This is a genomic window from Dactylosporangium sp. CS-047395 (assembly GCF_050942185.1).
In the GTDB taxonomy this organism is placed as follows: domain Bacteria; phylum Actinomycetota; class Actinomycetes; order Mycobacteriales; family Micromonosporaceae; genus Dactylosporangium.
In genome coordinates this window covers 6,430,326-6,445,718 of sequence record NZ_CP192015.1, presented here as the reverse complement: position 1 = coordinate 6,445,718, position 15,393 = coordinate 6,430,326, and the positions used below count along the sequence as shown (strand labels likewise).

The 15,393-nt window shown below is 73.9% G+C and carries 12 protein-coding genes; 7 read left to right on the top strand and 5 right to left on the bottom strand.

What is annotated here, in order from left to right; all coding sequences use genetic code 11:
• The first annotated feature begins 10 nt into the window (after positions 1-10).
• From ACQP00_RS30325 to ACQP00_RS30305, 5 genes are all read left to right on the top strand, one after another.
• A complete protein-coding gene (locus ACQP00_RS30325; RefSeq protein WP_433201317.1) occupies positions 11-4,096 on the top strand; it encodes a SpoIIE family protein phosphatase in 4,086 nt (1,361 codons plus the stop codon).
• Positions 4,093-4,410, top strand: a complete 318-nt coding sequence (locus tag ACQP00_RS30320) for an STAS domain-containing protein (protein WP_433201314.1) — start codon at positions 4,093-4,095, stop codon at positions 4,408-4,410. The genes ACQP00_RS30325 and ACQP00_RS30320 overlap by 4 nt, the downstream gene beginning before the upstream one ends.
• Positions 4,407-5,618, top strand: coding sequence for a PP2C family protein-serine/threonine phosphatase (locus ACQP00_RS30315; protein WP_433201310.1), 1,212 nt, complete (start codon positions 4,407-4,409; stop codon positions 5,616-5,618). Before ACQP00_RS30320 ends, ACQP00_RS30315 begins: the two co-directional genes overlap by 4 nt.
• 145 nt (positions 5,619-5,763) lie before the next feature.
• Positions 5,764-6,282, top strand: coding sequence for a hypothetical protein (locus ACQP00_RS30310; RefSeq protein ID WP_433201307.1), 519 nt, complete (start codon positions 5,764-5,766; stop codon positions 6,280-6,282).
• Between the two features lie 41 nt (positions 6,283-6,323).
• Complete coding sequence (locus tag ACQP00_RS30305) at positions 6,324-7,364, top strand: YihY/virulence factor BrkB family protein (protein ID WP_433201304.1); 1,041 nt, start codon at positions 6,324-6,326, stop codon at positions 7,362-7,364.
• Here ACQP00_RS30305 and ACQP00_RS30300 read toward each other — a convergent pair.
• Genes ACQP00_RS30300 through ACQP00_RS30290 form a run of 3 tightly spaced genes read right to left on the bottom strand, consistent with a single transcriptional unit; the run spans position 7,336 to position 11,977 of the window.
• Positions 7,336-9,615: a glycoside hydrolase family 65 protein gene (locus ACQP00_RS30300; RefSeq protein ID WP_433201301.1), complete on the bottom strand. Its 2,280-nt coding sequence runs from the start codon at positions 9,613-9,615 to the stop codon at positions 7,336-7,338. The genes ACQP00_RS30305 and ACQP00_RS30300 overlap by 29 nt on opposite strands.
• Positions 9,612-10,508 (bottom strand): PfkB family carbohydrate kinase, encoded by an 897-nt coding sequence (locus ACQP00_RS30295; protein WP_433201298.1) that lies wholly within the window; start codon positions 10,506-10,508, stop codon positions 9,612-9,614. The genes ACQP00_RS30300 and ACQP00_RS30295 overlap by 4 nt, the downstream gene beginning before the upstream one ends.
• Positions 10,505-11,977 carry an aminotransferase class I/II-fold pyridoxal phosphate-dependent enzyme gene (locus ACQP00_RS30290; protein ID WP_433201295.1) on the bottom strand — a complete coding sequence of 491 codons (1,473 nt, stop codon included), beginning with the start codon at positions 11,975-11,977 and terminating at the stop codon, positions 10,505-10,507. Before ACQP00_RS30290 ends, ACQP00_RS30295 begins: the two co-directional genes overlap by 4 nt.
• Here ACQP00_RS30290 and ACQP00_RS30285 point away from each other — a divergent pair, their 5' ends adjacent.
• Positions 11,978-13,213, top strand: coding sequence for a M20 metallopeptidase family protein (locus tag ACQP00_RS30285; protein ID WP_433201292.1), 1,236 nt, complete (start codon positions 11,978-11,980; stop codon positions 13,211-13,213).
• 103 nt (positions 13,214-13,316) lie between these two features.
• Here ACQP00_RS30285 and ACQP00_RS30280 read toward each other — a convergent pair whose 3' ends face one another.
• Positions 13,317-13,697, bottom strand: coding sequence for an STAS domain-containing protein (locus ACQP00_RS30280; protein ID WP_433201290.1), 381 nt, complete (start codon positions 13,695-13,697; stop codon positions 13,317-13,319).
• An 87-nt stretch (positions 13,698-13,784) separates the two neighbouring features.
• Here ACQP00_RS30280 and ACQP00_RS30275 point away from each other — a divergent pair, with 87 nt between their 5' ends.
• Entirely contained in the window at positions 13,785-14,990 is a 1,206-nt protein-coding gene (locus ACQP00_RS30275) for a PP2C family protein-serine/threonine phosphatase (protein ID WP_433201287.1), read from the top strand.
• Here ACQP00_RS30275 and ACQP00_RS30270 read toward each other — a convergent pair whose 3' ends face one another.
• Entirely contained in the window at positions 14,991-15,302 is a 312-nt protein-coding gene (locus tag ACQP00_RS30270) for a hypothetical protein (protein ID WP_433201284.1), read from the bottom strand. It lies immediately after the preceding gene.
• Positions 15,303-15,393 lie beyond the last annotated feature (91 nt).

Below are 15,393 nucleotides of genomic sequence, written 5' to 3'. Positions count from 1 at the left end.
GGGGCGGCACATGCAGGACGGGAGGCATCCGGACGGGGTCGACCTCTTCGCCGTGGATGCCGAGGTCGGCCGGGACCTGGCCGCGGTGGACTGGGCGGCGACGCCGCTGGGACCGCCGGGCGGGTGGCCGCAGAGCCTGCGCACCGCGGTGAGCATCCTGCTGACGTCCCGGTTCCCGATGTGGATGGCGTGGGGTCCGCAGCTGACGTTCTTCTGCAACGCCGCCTACCGCCGCGACACCCTCGGCCGCAAGTATCCCTGGGCGCTGGGCCGCCCGGCCAGCGAGGTCTGGGCCGAGATCTGGGACGACATCGGGCCCCGGATCGACTCGGTGCTGACCACCGGCGCGGCGACCTGGGACGAGGCGCTGCTGCTGTTCCTGGAGCGCTCCGGGTACCGCGAGGAGACCTACCACACCTTCTCCTACAGCCCGCTCTACGACGACGGCGGCACGGTCAGCGGCTTCCTGTGCGTGGTCAGCGAGGACACCGAGCGGGTCATCGGCGAGCGGCGCATGGCCACCCTGCGCGACCTCGGCTCCGACCCCAGCGTGGTGCGCACCGAGCAGGAGATGCTCAACTTCGCCGCCGAGCAGCTGGTGCGCAACGGCCGCGACCTGCCCTTCACGCTCACGTACCTGTTCGACGACGACGGTGCCCGCCTGGCCGCCGCCACCGGGCTGCCCGCCGGGCACCCGGCCGCGCCCGCGGCGATCCGCCCCGGCGACCCGGCAGGCCCGTGGCCGGCCTCCGGCGCGCCCGCGCTCGTCGACGTCGCGACGATCCCCGGGCTGCCCACCGGCGGCTGGACCGAGCCGCCGACCCACGCCCTGCTCCTGCCGCTGCTGCAACAGGGCGCGTCCCCCTACGGCTTCCTGGTCGCGGGCCTCAACCGGTACCGGCTGCTCGACGAGGGCTACCGCGGCTTCCTGGAGCTCGCGGCCGGCCACGTCGCCACCGGCATCGGCAGCGCCCGCAGCTACCAGGCCCAGCAGCGCCGGGCCGAGGAGCTCGCCGAGCTGGACCGGGCCAAGACCGCGTTCTTCTCCAACATCAGCCACGAGTTCCGCACCCCGCTGAGCCTGATCATGGGGCCGGTGCAGGAGCTGCGCGACCGGCTGCCGGCCGGCGACCGGCGGGCCCACGACGAGGTCGAGGTCATCCACCGCAACGGGCTGCGGCTGGGCAAGCTCGTCAACACGCTGCTGGACTTCTCCCGCATCGAGGCGGGCCGGATGCAGGCCCGCTACGAGCCGGTCGACCTGCCGGTGTTCACCGCCGAGCTGGCCAGCGTCTTCCGGGCCGCGATCGAGCGGGCCGGGCTGGCCTTCGACGTGGTCTGCCCGCCGCTCGAGCGTCCCGTGTACCTCGACCGGGGCATGTGGGAGAAGATCGTCCTGAACCTGCTGTCCAACGCGCTGAAGTTCACGTTCGACGGCGGCATCCGGGTCGCCGTGGCGGCCGACGGCGAGCACGCGGTCGTGACCGTGGCCGACACCGGGATCGGCGTGCCGGCGGCCGAGATGCCGCGGCTGTTCGAGCGCTTCCACCGCATCACCAATGCCCGGGCCCGCTCCAACGAGGGCAGCGGGATCGGCCTGGCCCTGGTACAGGAGCTGGTCAACCTGCACGGCGGCACCATCTCGGCGGTCAGCGCACCGGGCGAGGGCACCACGTTCACCGTCCGGCTGCCGTTCGGCGACGGGCACCTGCCGGCCGACCAGTTCGCCGAGGCCACCGGCAGCGACACCGCGACCGAGACGGCCGAGCCCTACGTCCGTGAGGCGTTCCGCTGGCTGCCCGACGCCGAGGAGGACGGGACCGACGCCCGGCCGGTCGTGCCCGTCGCCGCCGCCGACGGACCCCGGGCCCGGGTGCTGGTCGCCGACGACAACACCGACATGCGCGAGTACCTGCGCCGGCTGCTGGCCGGGCGGTACGAGGTCAGCACGGTCGCCGACGGTACCGCCGCGCTGGCCGCCGCCCGGGCCCAGCCGCCGGACCTCATCGTCAGCGACGTGATGATGCCCGGAATCGACGGCCTGGCGCTGGTCGCGGCGCTGCGCGCCGACCCGCGCACCACCGGCGTGCCGGTCATGCTGCTCTCGGCCCGGGCCGGGCAGGAGGCGGCCGTCGAGGGCCTGTCCGCCGGTGCCGACGACTACCTGGTCAAGCCGTTCGAGGCGCAGGAGCTGCTGGCCCGGGTGCGGGCCAACGTGGACCTGGCCCGGCTGCGCAACCACCACGCCCGGTGGCGCGCGGCGCTGATCGACTCGCTGCAGGAGGGCTTCTTCGTCGCCGGCGCCGAGGGCACGATCGTCGAGGTCAACGCCGCCTTCGCCGACCTGCTGGGCTACCCGGCCGACGGGGTGCCCTACGCCGTGCCGCACCCGTGGTGGCCCGACCCGCAGGCCGACCCGGCCGCGTACGAGGAAGTCATGGCCCAGTACCGGCAGGTCGTCGCCGGCCGGCACGGCACCATGGTGATGCCGCTGCAGCACCGCGACGGGCACCGGCTGTGGGCGGCGGTGACCATCAACGCCGTGCACGACGACGCCGGCACCCAGATGATGGTCGGCACGCTGCGGGACATCACCACCGAGCGCTCGGCCGCCCAGCGCGAGACGGCACTCAACGCGATGAACGAGCGCCTCGCCGACGCCCGGACCGTCCCCGAGGTGCTGCAGGTGGCGGCCGAGCAGCTGCGCCGGCAGTGGCACGCCACCGGCGTCACCGCCCGGGCCGGCAGCCTCAGCGCCACCGACGCCGCCGAGGGCGCGGAACCGCCGGTGGTCCTCAACGACCTGCTCGACCTGGGCGCCTCGCGGATCCTCATCGAGATGGGGCCGGGCGGGCGGCCGACGGGCGCCGGGACGAGCATCGACTCGCCGCTCGGCCCGGTCGCCATCCGGCTGGCGCTGGATCCGGCGCGCGGGTTCGGTACCGAAGACCAGACCTTGCTCCTGCTCTTGTGCGGTTCGGTGGCGCAGGCGCTGCACCGGGCCTTCGCGTTCGACCAGGAGCGGGAGGTGGCGGTCACGCTGCAGCGCTCGATCCTCGGCCCCGCCGTGCTGCCGGCCGGGTTCGCGGTGCGCTACCAGCCCGCCACGCGGCCGCTGGAGGTGGGCGGCGACTGGTACGACGCCGTGGACCTGCCCGACGGCCGGATCGGCATCATGGTCGGCGACTGCGTCGGGCGGGGCCTGGCCGCGGCGACCGTGATGGGCCAGCTGCGCAGTGCCGCCCGCGCCCTGCTGCTGCAGGCGACCGGGCCGGGACAGGTGCTCACCGCCCTGGACCGGTTCGCCGCGCTGCTGCCGGGGGCGGTGTGCACGACCGCGTTCTGCGCGATCCTGGACCCCGAGGACGGCGGCCTGGTGTACGCGAGCGCCGGCCATCCGCCCGCGATCCTCACCCTGCCGGACGGCAGCAGCACCCTGCTGGACGGCGGGCGCGGACTGCCGATCGGCGTGCCGCGCGGCGAGCAGCGGGAGGAGTCCACGACGAGCGTCCCGCCGCGCGCGATCCTGCTCGTGTACACCGACGGGCTGATCGAACGCCGCCGGCGCCCGCTCACCGTGGGCATCGAGCACGCCGCCGACGCCGTGCAGTCCCACCAGACGCTGCCGGTCGAGCAGCTGGCCGACCTGGTCATGCAGCAGCTCGTCGGCGAGGAGGCGAGCGACGACGTGGCGCTGCTGCTGTACCGGCACCCGGCCCCGCTGGAGCTGTCGTTCGAGGCCAGGAGCAGCGAGCTGGCCCCGGCCCGGGCGGCGCTGCGGCGCTGGCTGCGCCGGGCCGGGGTCGGCACCCAGATGGCCCAGCAGGTGCTCGTCGCGGCCGGGGAGGCCTGCGCCAACGCGATCGAGCACGGCCACCACGACAGCCGCGGCTGGGTCCGGCTCCTCGTCAGAGCGATGGGCTCCACGTTGTACCTCACCATCACCGACAATGGCCAGTGGCGGCCCGAGCGGGTGGTGCCCGACCCGAACCGCGGCCACGGAATCAAGCTCATGCGGGCCCTCATGCAGCACGTCGATCTGCAGACCGGTGCCACCGGTACCACCGTCGAGATGTCCACGAGGATCACATCATGACCACGCCGCTGCACATCACCACCGCACGGAGCGCCGAGGGTGCCGGGCAGCTCAGCGCCGTCGGGGAGATCGACCTCACCAACGCGCCGGAGTTCGCGGCCCGCCTGCGGGAGGTGGTCGGCGACGGCGGTGGCCGGGTCGTCGTCGATCTCACCAGGGTCGACTACCTCGACAGCGCCGCCCTGGCCACCCTGTTCGTGCACGCCGACAAGCTCGACATCCGCATCAGCCCGCTCAACCAGGCCCTGCTGACCTTCAGCGGCCTGGACCAGCTGGCCGCGGTCGAGGTCGTCGGGGAGGACGCCGAACGGTGAGCGAACGGCGCGACAGCCGCGAGCAGCTGCGGCGACTGCAGCAGGTCACCGACGCCGCGCTGTCCAAGCTCGGGGTCGAGGACCTGCTCCAGGAGCTGCTGGTGCGCGCCCGCGAGCTGTTGCAGGCCGACTCCGCGACGGTCATGCTGCTCGACCCGGCCGGCACCGAGCTGGTCGCCACCGCCGCCAGCGGCCTGGAGCGCGAGGTCAACCTGGGCATCCGGGTGCCGGTCGGGCGCGGCTTCGCCGGCACGGTGGCCGCGCACGGGCGGCCCCTCGCGATCGACCACGTCGACGAGACCACCGTGGTCAGCCCGGTCCTCATCGACGAGCACATCGCCGCGATGCTCGGCGTGCCGATGATCACCGCGGGGCAGCTGATCGGGGTGCTGTACGTCGGCGCCCGCACCCCGCGGCAGTTCACCCCGGGCGACGTCGAGCTGCTGCAGCTGGTGGCCGACCGGATCGCCCCGGCGACCCAGGCGCGCATGCACAGCCTCGACCGGGCCACGGCGTTCGCCCTGCAGCGCAGCCTGCTGCCCACCCGCCCGCCGGACATCGCGGGCCTGGAGCTCGCCGTGCGGTACGTGCCCGGCGCCCAGGTCGGCGTGGGCGGCGACTGGTACGACGTGTTCGACCTGCCCTCGGGCAACATCGGCGTGGCGGTCGGCGACGTGGCCGGCAACGGGCTGCGGGCGGCCGTGGTGATGGGGCGCATCCGCTCGGCCCTGCGCGCATACGCCCTCGAAACCGACGACCCGGCCGACGTGCTGACCCGCCTGGACCGCAAGATCCAGCGGTTCGAGCCGGGCGCGATGGCCACGGCGATCTACGCGGTCATCGCCCCGTCGCTGGACACGGTCACCATGTCCACGGCCGGGCATCCGCCGCCGATGTTCGCCACTCCCGGTACCACCGGCCGGCTCCTCTCGGTGCGCGCGAACCTGCCGCTCGGCACCCACATGAGCCTGCCGCGCACCAACACCGCCGTCGCGCTGCCGCCGGGCGGGACGCTGCTGTTCTACACCGACGGGCTGGTCGAGCGGCGGGCCCACTCGATCGGGGAGGGCCTGGACCGCCTGGCCGGCGCGGTGACGGCCAGCCACCCGGACGACCTGTGCGCGACGGTGATGTCCACGATGCTGCGGGACCAGCCGGCCCCGGACGACGTCGCCCTCCTCGCCCTCCGGCGTTCTGTCAAGGATTGACAAATCATCGACGGTCGTCTTTGCTGAGCGACACGCATCGACAGGCGTTGGTTTGCTTGATGCTCGTGGCGTCCATCACGTGGGGGGACCGCCTCGACCGACGGCAACGGCTACCGCGAGGAGCTGCGCCGCCACCTCGCCGACGATGCCGGGATCGCGGTGGACTTCGTCGCAGGGTGCGCTCAACGTCGGCGGCTTCTGCTGCGGCCGGACCGGCATGGAGTCCGGCCGGCGCGCGGAGATCGCGCACGGCGGGACGTACGCGCTCATGTACTCGGGCAACGACCTGAGCGCTGCCGGCTCGTACTCGTACAACCGGCTCTACAACGTGCACCTCGCGCTCACCGCGGGCACCACGCTCACGTACTGGATCTACCCACAGTACGCGGGCGGCGGCTACGTCGCGCTGGACCTGTTCCTCACCGACGGGCGCAGCCTGCGCGACTCCGGGGCCGTGGACCAGCACGGGGTGCGGGCGCATCCGCAGTACCAGGGCCAGGGCGGGCATCTGGTCGCGAACCAGTGGAACCAGGTCACGGTGAATCTGACCCCGCTGGCGGGCGGCACCGTCGACCAGATCCGGATCGGCTACGACCAGCCCGCGAACACCGGCCTGTTCCGCGGCTACGTCGACGACATCGCCATCGTGCGCCCGGCAGTGTGACAATTGCGATTGGCGCCGCCCGCGGTGGGCATGGGTTCCACATGTCCGAGAACACCGAAGCACGGGAACAGGGGCGCACGGCCGCCGACGAGCCGCCACCGCAGCCGCAGAAGCCGACCGCGGACGACGGGCCGGACCAGCTCGGCGAGCTGCCCAAGCACTCATACATGCAGGTGCTCAAGCGCACCGTGAAGGAATTCGGCGACGACAACATCACGGTGTGGGCGGCGGCGCTGACGTACTACGGCGTGCTGTCCATCTTCCCCGGCATCCTGCTACTCGTCACCGTGCTGCGGCTGTTCGGGCGGGACACGGTGCAGCGGGTCATCGACAACATCGGCGACGTCGCGCCCGGCTCGGCCGGCGCGATCCTCGGCGACGCGGCGGACAACCTGCAGAACGGGCAGCAGGCCACGGCCGGGCTGCTCGCCGTGGTCAGCATCGCCGGCGCGCTGTGGTCGGCCTCCGGGTACGTGGGCGCGTTCATGCAGGCCTCCAACGCGATCTACGACGTGCCCGAGGGGCGCCCGGTGTGGAAGACGCTGCCGATCCGGCTCGGCGTCACGCTCGTCACCGGCATCCTGCTCACCGTCGCGGCGCTGCTGGTGGTCTTCACCGGCCCGGTCGCCGAGACCGCGGGCCGCTGGATCGGGGCCGGTGGGGCCGCCGTGACGACGTGGAACATCGTGAAGTGGCCGGTGCTGGTGGCGATCGTGGCGCTGCTGTTCGCGATCCTGTACTGGGCGTCGCCGAACGCCAAGCACGGCGGCTTCCGCTGGGTCAGCCCGGGCAGCCTGATCGCGGTCGTGATCTGGCTCGTCGCCTCGGCCGGCTTCGGCTTCTACGTGGCCAACTTCGGCTCGTACAACAAGACCTACGGCAGCCTCGCCGCGGTCATCGTGTTCCTCGTCTGGCTGTGGATCAGCAACATCGCGATCCTGCTCGGCGCCGAGTTCGACGCGGAACTGCAGCGCAGCCGGGCCATCCAGGCCGGGCACGACGAGACCGACGAGCCGTACGTGGAGCTGCGCGACGACCGCAAGCTCAAGAAGTTCAAGAAGGACCCGCACCCCGCGCGATAGGTTTCGGCGGCTCGGGCAACGCCTCGACGGGCGGTGGCGGCGGGATCGGCAGCTTCTGCGGCCGGCCCGCCGCCACGGTCGTCGCGGCCCCGTGATGGTGCACGTCGAGGGCCTGCCGATCCACGCTGTACGTCGCGTCGACGTGCGTGACGCGCACGCGCAACCGGATGCCGCGCACGATGAGCGTGAACGCGAGGTGCGGGATCTGCCGGGGGAGCCGCGGCGCGAAGTCCAGTCGTCCGCGCCCGTCCCGGAACCCGCCGAACCCGGCGACCAGCACGGTCCACACCCCGGCCAGGGACGCCATGTGCAGCCCGTTGCGCGACTTGTCGTCGACGTTGTGCAGATCCTGCCGCGCCGACTCCATCAGGTACGCGTAGGCCCGCTCCAGGTGCCCGACCTCGGCCGCGATGACCGCCTGGGGCGCGGCCGACAGCGACGAGTCGCGCACCGTGCGCCGCTCGTAGTAGGCGAAGTTGCGGGCCTTCTGCTCGCCGGTGAACGCGTCGGGGTCGCGCTGCATGGCCAGCACGAGGTCGGCCTGCTTGACCACCTGCTTGCGGTACAGCTGCAGGTACGGGTGGTGCAGCAGCAGCGGGTACCGGTCGCGGGCGGTGCCGGCGAAGTCCCACTCGGCGAGCTTGGTGAACCCGGCGTGCTGCTGGTGCACGCCGCGCTTGGCGTCGAACGGCAGGTGCACGCTCGCCGCGGCGTCCAGCCACCGCTGCGCCTCGTCGCCGGTGGCGTGTTCGGCGGCCGCCCGCAGGTTCCGGGCGGCCATCAGGTTCGTGTAGACGTTGTCGTTGCCGAGCGCGGAGTACTCGTCCGGGCCGGTGACACCGTCGATGTGGAATGCCCCGCGGTCGTCGAAGTGGCCGGCGGACAGCCACAGCCGCGCGGTTTCGGTGAGCAGTTCGGCGCCGGCCGCGCGCATGAACGCCTCGTCGCCGGTGGCCTGGCGGTAGCGGCGGACGGCGTCGGCGATGTCGGCGTTGACGTGCAGCGCGGCGGCGCCGGCCGGGAAGTACCCGGAGCACTCCCGGCCGTCGATCGTCCGCCACGGGAACGCGGCGCCGTCGAAGTGCAGCTGGCGGGCCCGGTCGACGGCGGCGGGCAGCGTGCGGTGCCGCCACAGCAGCGCGTCGCGGGCGGCGTCCGGGCGCAGGTACGTGAGCACCGGCAACACGTAGCTCTCGGTGTCCCACATGATGTGCCCGTCGTAGCCGTTGCCGGTCAGTCCCTTCGCCGGGATCGGCCCGACGCCGGTGTGCGCGGCCGCCTGCAGGACGTGGAACAGCCCGAACCGTACCGACTGCTGCAGCGCCGGATCCCCGCCCACCTCGACGTCGGCGTCCCGCCAGTACGCGTCGAGGTACGCCCGCTGCGCCTCGGCGAGCGAATCCCAGCCGGTCGACCGCGCGGTTGCCGCCGCCGCGCGGACGTGGGCCCGCACGTGCGGTACCGGCTGCTCGCTCGCGCACGTGAGCGCCGCGAACCTGGTGAACGCGAGCGGTTTCCCGGGCCGCACGACGGCGGTGATGCTCGCCCGCAGCAGGTCCGGCGCGGTCTCCCAGGCCACGCCCGTGTCGAACGCCACCGCGACGCCGACCCGGCGCAGGCTGCGGTGCGTCCGGTGGACCAGCACGCCGATGCCGTCGCCCGCCTCGTGCAGTTCGCCGCGCAGCGGGCGGGGCAGCACGGTCGCGGCGCGCGGGTCGCCGGGGTCGGCCGGCCGCTCGTGGTTCGCGCACGTCTCCGCGTGCACATGAACCCGCACGTCGCCGCCGGTCGCGGTGAGCACATGGCGGGTGGCGACGACGTCCGGCTGGGCGAACGACACCAGCCGCGTGCTCTCCAGGCGCAGCGTCGCCCGCGGCAGCGCCCACTCGGCCACCCGGTGCAGGGTGCCGGCGCGCAGGTCGAGCCGCCGCCGGTGGTGCCGCAGCCGCCCGTCGCGCGCGGTGAGCGGCTGGCCGTCGGCGAACAGCCGCACCGGCGTCGGGTCGGGCGCGCTCACCACGGTCTGGCTGGTCGCGGGTTGTCCGTACGCGCCCTCCGGGTAGTGCAGGTCGCGCTCCTCGAACAGCCCGGCGAGGTAGGTCGCCGGCAGCCCGCACGGGTCGCCCTCGTCGACCGAGCCGCGCACCCCGATCCGCCCGTTGCCGAGCGCGAACACGGACTCCCGCTCGTCCAGCGCCGACGGGTCGAACACGAGCTCCGTCACCGACCACGGCTCGACCGGGAAGCTCACGCAAGACCCCGCAGGTCCGGCCGGCCGCTTACGTGCCCGACGGTCGCACCGGAGGCGGCGACGGCCAGCCGGGCCGCTTCGGGCACCGGGTCGCCGCGCAGCAGCGCCACCGTCAGCGCGGCGATGAACGCGTCGCCGCCGCCGGTGGTGTCCACGACCGCGGTGTCGCCGAGCGGCAGGGTGAGCGTCTCGGTGTCCGGGCCGGGGCCGCGCCACGCGAACCGGTTGCCCTCGTCGAAGGCGAGCGCCACCACCCGCGGCCCCCGCTCCAGCAGGGCGAGCGCGGCCGCCGGGTCGTCGCCGGGCTTGCCGGTCAGCAGCCGCGTTTCCTGCGCGTCGGCGCGCACGACGTCGGCGAGCGCGAGGATCTCGGCGCGGATCGCCGGTGGGGGAGCGCCGTCGAGCACCACGAGCGCGCCGGCGTCACGGGCCCGGCGGGCGGCGGCCAGCGCGGCGGCTTCCGGCTGCTGCAGCTGTACCAGCACCGCCGCGGCCCCCGCGAAAGCGCGATCGGCGGCGGCGATGTCGGCCGCGCTCAGCTGCACCTCGTCGGGCAGGTGCTCCAGGTAGCGCCACCGGTTCCGCTCCCGCAGCAGCTCCACGATCAGGCCCGTCGGGACGCCCGCGCGGCGTACCACGGCGCTCACGTCGATGCCGTCCGTCCGGGCCTGGGCGAGCAGCGCGTCGCCGGCCGCGTCGTCCCCGGCGACCGCGACGAGCAGGGGCCGCGCGCCGAGCTGGGCGAGCGCGACGGCCTGGTTGGCGCCCTTGCCGCCGAGCTGTTCGCGGCGCTCCCGGACCCGTCCGGACGAGCCGGTCGGGGGCAGGTCGCCGTCCAGGACGAGCACGAGGTCGCGGGCGAGCTGGCCCACGACGGTGATCGGTTCGCTCATGCCACGACGCGGAAGCTGTCGAGCGTGGCGTCCGTGGCGTCCGGGACGACCATGCCAGCGGCCAGGCCCGAGCGCAGGTAGTCGACGAGCTCGGCGGTGATCCGCTCGCCCGGGATCAGGGCGGGAATGCCCGGCGGGTACGGCGTGAGCTGCTCCGCGCACACCCGTCCCACCGCGCGGGCGGCCGGCACCTGCTCGGCCGGGCCGAAGAACGCGTCGCGGGGCAGCACCACCGGTTCGGGCTCGAACTGCTCCGGCGAGGGCAGCGCGACCGGCGTGGCCCGCGGCAGCGCCGGGGCCGCCGCGACCAGGCCGGTCACCGCCGCGAGCAGCCGGTCCGCGCTCGCCTCGTCGTCGGCCAGGGACAGCGTCGCCTCGATCCGGCGGTGGTCGGACAGGCCCAGGTCGAGGCGGCACTGCTCGCGCACCCAGTCGGCCGCCTGGTAGCCGGTGATGCCCAGGTCGCTGACGTCCATGAGCACGTGCATCGGGTCGAGGTCGTGGCTGGCCTCCTTGGCCAGCAGCTCGTCGTGCAGCACGCGCACCCCGTCGAGCTCGCCCAGGCGCTCGCGGACCGTCGCGGTCAGGGTGAGCGCGGCGGACAGCAGCCGCTCGCCGTGCTCGGCCATCTGGCGGCGCCAGGCGTCGATGCCGGCGTAGACGATGACGTTCGGGCTGGTCGTCATGAGCAGGTCAGCGCAGGCCGAGAGGTGGTCGGGGTCGACCAGGCCGCCCTGGGTGTGGAACACCGAGCCCTGCTCGAAGCCGGTGCCCATCTTGTGCACGCTGACCACGCAGACGTCGGCGCCGGCGTCCATGGCCCAGGTCGGCAGGGCGTCGTGGAACGGCAGGTGCGCGCCCCACGCCTCGTCGACGATGAGCGGTTTGCCGCGCCGGTGGCAGATCTCGGCCAGCCGCTCGATGTCGGCGCAGGTGCCGTACGGCGTCGGGCTCACCACCAGCGCCCCGGACGCGTCGGGGCAGCGGTCCCAGGCCTCCTCGAACTGCTCCGGCGACGGCGGATGGGCCAGGTGCAGGTCCCGGTCGTAGCGCACCGGGATCCAGCGCGGCTCGACCCCGGCGAAGATCAGCCCGGCCACGACCGACTTGTGCGCGTCCCGGCTGAGCAGCAGCTGCCCCTGCCCGCCGGCCACGGCCAGCATCGCCGCCTTGACCGACAGGGAGCTGCCGGCGGTGGCGAAGAACGCCTGCTCCGCCCCGACCGCGTCGGCCATGAGCTCCTCGGCGTGCGACAGGTACCCGTTGGACGACTTGCGGTCGTCGAGCCCGGCGGAGGCGAGCACGTCGGCGCGGTAGGTGTCGGCGCCCAGGATCGCCCGCGCCCGCGGATCGGCGCCGCGGCCCTGCCGGTGCCCGGGCGGCGTGAATCCGTAGCGGTCGCGGCGGTGGTACTCCTCGAGGGCCTGCAGCAGGGGCGCCTGACGCTGATCCAGCCGATACTGTCGCACGTGACTGCCATACCACCCGCCGGGGCGCCGGAAACGATCAGGCCGGAACTGTTTCGCGAGCTCGTCGATCTGCGGCGGGCCCTGCACCGCCAGCCGGAGATCGGGCTCGACCTGCCGCGGACGCAGGCGCTGGTCCTCGCCGCGCTGGACGGGCTGCCGCTGGAGGTCAGCACCGGGCGGGGCCTGTCGTCGGTGACCGCGGTGCTGCGCGGTGCGCGGAGCGGGCCCGTCGTGCTGCTGCGCGGCGACATGGACGCGCTGCCGGTGACCGAGCTCGCCGATGTGGAGTACCGCAGCGAGATCCCGGGGGCCATGCACGCCTGCGGGCACGACCTGCACACGGCCGGGCTGGTCGGGGCCGCGCATCTGCTCGCCGAGCGCCGGGCCGACCTCGCCGGCGACGTGGTCTTCATGTTCCAGCCGGGCGAAGAGGGGTACAACGGCGCGGGTTTGATGATCGAGGAGGGCGTGCTGGACGCGGCCGGTCGGCCCGCGACGGCCGCCTATGGGCTGCACGTGCTGGCGACCGACTTCCCCCGCGGGGTGGTCGCGGCGCGGCCGGGCCCGCTGATGTCGGCCTCGGCCGGGCTGTTCGTGCGGGTCATCGGGGCGGGCGGGCACGGTTCGGCCCCGCACGACGCCGCCGACCCGATCCCGGCCGCGTGCGAGATGGTGACCGCGCTGCAGACCATGGTCAGTCGCCGGTACAGCCCGTTCGAGCCGGTCGTCGTCACCGTCGGCGCGTTCCACGCGGGCACCCTGCGCAACATCATTCCGGACGAGGCGGTGTTCGAGGCGACGGTGCGCACGTTCAGCGCCGCGGCCGGGGAGCGCATCGCGCGCGAGTCGGTGCGGTTGTGCGAGCGGATCGCGGATGCGCACGGGCTGCGGGCCGAGGTGCGGTTCGTGCCGGAGTACCCCGTGACGGTCAACGACCCGCGCGAGTACGACTTCGTCGCGGCGACGGCAAGCGAGCTGTTCGGGGCCGAACGGTTCACCGCCATGGAGCACCCCGATCCCGGCTCCGAGGACTTCAGCCGGGTGCTGGAGCGGGTCCCGGGCGCGTACTGCTTCCTCGGCGCCGCCGTGGCCGACGACCACCGCGGCCTGCCGAACAACCACTCGCCGCGGGCCCGCTTCGACGACAGCGTGCTGCTGGACGGCGCGACGCTGCTCGCGGAGCTGGCCGCGCGGCGGCTCAGTCCGGCGGCTCGCCCGCGCCCGGATCGGTCGTGACGTCCTCGTCGTCGGGCCGCCGGCCGTCGTCGGGGGCCGGCTCGTCGTCCGGCGCGGGTTCAGGCTCGGGTTCCGTCATGCCGCATCCTTACCCGGGGGTGGTTCAGGTATGCGCGGCGGCTTCCTCGGCGGTGCGAAAGCTCGGCAGGATCCAGCTCAGGTTGGTGAGCTTGAGGACGCTGCCGACCATCGGCTGCACGGCCGCCAGCCGCAACCAGCCGCCCGCGTCGAGCAGCGCCGCCCGGGTGCGGACCATGAGGTTCAGCGCGCTCGAGTCGCACATCGGCACCTGGCCGAGGTCCAGCACGAGCCGCGGGTGCTCGGCCGGGTCGAGCTCGGCCAGGGCCTCGGTGAGCGGGCTCAGCGTGTCGAACAGCAGCCGTCCGGCGACGCAGACGACGAGCGGGTCGCCGCCGAGCACATGCACCGTGACCTGGTCGGCGGGGTTGCCGCCGGCGGGGTTGCCGATGAATGAGGATCGCACGACTCCGAGCTTATCCGGGCCGGACGGCAGGCGGTCGGCCCGGATGTGCGAGATGGTGGTGGTGGCGTACCGACGTGGGGAGATCTCGTGAACGCAGCCGACGATCCGTGGCCGTGGCGGGCCGCGGTGGCCGACCTGCTCCAGCGCAGCCGGCTGGCCCAGCCCGACGAGCTGGCCGACGAGGTCGCCGCGGCCGCCGCGCCGCTGGGGCTGGACGTCACCATCCACCTGGTCGACCAGGAACAACGCAACCTGCGGCCGGTACCGCGGGCCGGTGTGGCCACACCGAAGCCGCTCGCCGTCGAGGACTCCCTGGCCGGCCGGGTGTTCATGACGGTGGAGCAGGCGGTGGAGCAGGACCGGCTGTGGCTGCCGCTGCTCGACGGCACCGAGCGGCTCGGCGTGCTGGAGATCGTCGGCGACGACCGGCTGGCCGATGCCGGGTTCCTGTCCGGTTGCGACCTGTTCGGGCAGCTCGTCGGGCATCTGATCGCGACCAAGGTGCCGTACGGCGACGCCCTGCTCAAGGTCCGCCGGGCCCGGCGCATGTCGGAGGCCTCGGAGCTGCTCTGGCGCCTGGTGCCGCCGCTGACGTTCGTCTCGCACCGCGCGGTGGTCTCGGCGATCCTGGAGCCGTGCTACGAGGTCGGCGGCGACGGCTTCGACTACGCCTCCGACGACTCCACGCTGTACTTCGCGATCTTCGACACCGCCGGCCACGAGATGCGCGCCGGGCTCGGCACCGCGGTCGTCATGTCGGCGATCCGGGCCGCCCGCCGCGCCGGCGACGACCTCGAGGCGATGGCCCGGGCGGCCGACCGCGCGCTGGAGGCCTACCTGCCGGAGCTGCGCTTCACCACCGCGGTGCTGGCCCAGCTCGATCTCGAGGACGGGCGGCTGCGGTACATCAACGCCGGCCATCCCTTCCCGCTCCTGCTGCGCGCAGGCCGGGTCGTCGGCGCCCTCGACGCCGGCCGTCGGATGCCGCTCGGCCTGGACGACTGGCACCAGCCGGTCGGCGAGGCGGTGCTGGAGCGGGGCGATCGCATCCTGCTGTACACCGACGGCATCACCGAGGCCCGCGGGCGCGACGGTGCCCATTTCGGCGCCGACCACCTGGCCGAGCTGGCCGAGCGCGACGCGGGGCGGCTGCCCGCGCCGGAGACCCTGCGCCGGTTGTGCCACGCGGCGCTGTCCCGCTACGACGGCCCCCCGGCCGACGACGCCACCCTGATGCTCGTCGAATGGTCCTACGACGCGGTCAGGGCGATGCTGCCGTCGGCCGGGCGCTGATCAGTCCTCGTCCGGGTCCGTCTCAGCGGGGATCGGCTCATTGTCGAGCCCGACCCCACCGGCCGCCGGCGAACCGTGGTACCGCTCGGTCGCGCCCACCGACTGCGGCGTCTCCGGCTCGGTCGCGGCCGGCACGTCCGGCACCGGCTGCGTCGCCTCGGTCAGCGGGTGGTTGGGCACCCGCGGCGCCTTGGCATGCTCCGTCATGGCCGCCTCGGCCGTGCCCGCGGTGTCGCGCACGGCCGAGCCGGCCGTGTCCATCGCCGCGCCGGCCTGCTCACCGCCGCCGTCTTCGTATGCGTGTTCTGCCATCTTGACCTCCATGGCTGGGGATAGGTCGCCGTCTACCCGCAGCCGGACAAGGCAAGCAAACCGGGTCGCATGTGTCGGGGGACGGCCGGCG

Excerpts from the sequence above, each read along its gene's own strand:
- ACQP00_RS30325 (WP_433201317.1), top strand. The coding sequence starts at position 11 with ATGCAGGACGGGAGGCATCCGGACGGGGTCGACCTCTTCGCCGTGGAT.
- ACQP00_RS30320 (WP_433201314.1), top strand. The coding sequence starts at position 4,093 with ATGACCACGCCGCTGCACATCACCACCGCACGGAGCGCCGAGGGTGCC.
- ACQP00_RS30310 (WP_433201307.1), top strand. The coding sequence starts at position 5,764 with ATGCCGGGATCGCGGTGGACTTCGTCGCAGGGTGCGCTCAACGTCGGC.
- ACQP00_RS30305 (WP_433201304.1), top strand. The coding sequence starts at position 6,324 with ATGTCCGAGAACACCGAAGCACGGGAACAGGGGCGCACGGCCGCCGAC.
- ACQP00_RS30295 (WP_433201298.1), bottom strand. The coding sequence starts at position 10,508 with ATGAGCGAACCGATCACCGTCGTGGGCCAGCTCGCCCGCGACCTCGTG.
- ACQP00_RS30270 (WP_433201284.1), bottom strand. The coding sequence starts at position 15,302 with ATGGCAGAACACGCATACGAAGACGGCGGCGGTGAGCAGGCCGGCGCG.